Genomic DNA, 1,572 nt, shown 5'->3' with positions numbered 1-1,572 from the left:
CCGATCTCTTCGGAGTTGAGGGTAGTGGTGGAGCCGATGAACCAGACTTGTAGTAGGTAAGCGATGGGGTGACGCAGGAAGGTAGTCCAGCCCGGGCGGTGGTTGTCCCGGGGTAAGGGTGTAGCCCGTGTGGTAGGTAAATCCGTCACACGTTAAGGGTGAGACCTGATGCCGAGCCGATTGTGGTGAAGTGGATGATCCTATGCTGTCGAGAAAAGCCTCTAGCGAGTTTCATGGCGGCCCGTACCCTAAACCGACTCAGGTGGTCAGGTAGAGAATACCGAGGCGTTCGGGTGAACTATGGTTAAGGAACTCGGCAAAATGCCCCCGTAACTTCGGGAGAAGGGGGGCCATCACTGGTGATAGCACTTGCTGCTTGAGCTGGGGGTGGCCGCAGAGACCAGCGAGAAGCGACTGTTTACTAAAAACACAGGTCCGTGCGAAGCCGTAAGGCGATGTATACGGACTGACGCCTGCCCGGTGCTGGAACGTTAAGGGGACCGGTTAGCTGCTTTTCGGAGTGGCGAAGCTGAGAACTTAAGCGCCAGTAAACGGCGGTGGTAACTATAACCATCCTAAGGTAGCGAAATTCCTTGTCGGGTAAGTTCCGACCTGCACGAATGGCGTAACGACTTCTCGACTGTCTCAACCATAGGCCCGGTGAAATTGCACTACGAGTAAAGATGCTCGTTTCGCGCAGCAGGACGGAAAGACCCCGGGACCTTTACTATAGTTTGATATTGGTGTTCGGTTCGGCTTGTGTAGGATAGGTGGGAGACTTTGAAGCGGCCACGCCAGTGGTTGTGGAGTCGTCGTTGAAATACCACTCTGGTCGTGCTGGATGTCTAACCTCGGTCCGTGATCCGGATCAGGGACAGTGTCTGATGGGTAGTTTAACTGGGGCGGTTGCCTCCTAAAGAGTAACGGAGGCGCCCAAAGGTTCCCTCAGCCTGGTTGGCAATCAGGTGTTGAGTGTAAGTGCACAAGGGAGCTTGACTGTGAGACCGACGGGTCGAGCAGGGACGAAAGTCGGGACTAGTGATCCGGCAGTGGCTTGTGGAAGCGCTGTCGCTCAACGGATAAAAGGTACCCCGGGGATAACAGGCTGATCTTCCCCAAGAGTCCATATCGACGGGATGGTTTGGCACCTCGATGTCGGCTCGTCGCATCCTGGGGCTGGAGTCGGTCCCAAGGGTTGGGCTGTTCGCCCATTAAAGCGGTACGCGAGCTGGGTTTAGAACGTCGTGAGACAGTTCGGTCCCTATCCGCTGCGCGCGCAGGAATATTGAGAAGGGCTGTCCCTAGTACGAGAGGACCGGGACGGACGAACCTCTGGTGTGCCAGTTGTCCTGCCAAGGGCATGGCTGGTTGGCTACGTTCGGAAAGGATAACCGCTGAAAGCATCTAAGCGGGAAGCCTGCTTCGAGATGAGTATTCCCACCCTCTTGAAGGGTTAAGGCTCCCAGTAGACGACTGGGTTGATAGGCCAGATGTGGAAGCCCGGTAACGGGTGGAGCTGACTGGTACTAATAGGCCGAGGGCTTGTCCTCAGTTGCTCGCGTCCACTGTGTT

Annotated in this window: 1 rRNA gene (only partly in view); it reads left to right on the top strand. The window is 56.0% G+C overall.

Features of this window, described 5'->3' with window-relative positions:
* Positions 1–1,550, top strand: a 23S ribosomal RNA gene (locus tag ACZ60Q_RS35935) (it extends 1,674 nt beyond the left edge of the window).
* Positions 1,551–1,572: the final 22 nt, after the last annotated feature.

It is taken from the genome of Streptomyces sp. NPDC104313 (assembly GCF_055583985.1).
This window is presented reverse-complemented; position numbering and strand designations above follow the sequence as displayed.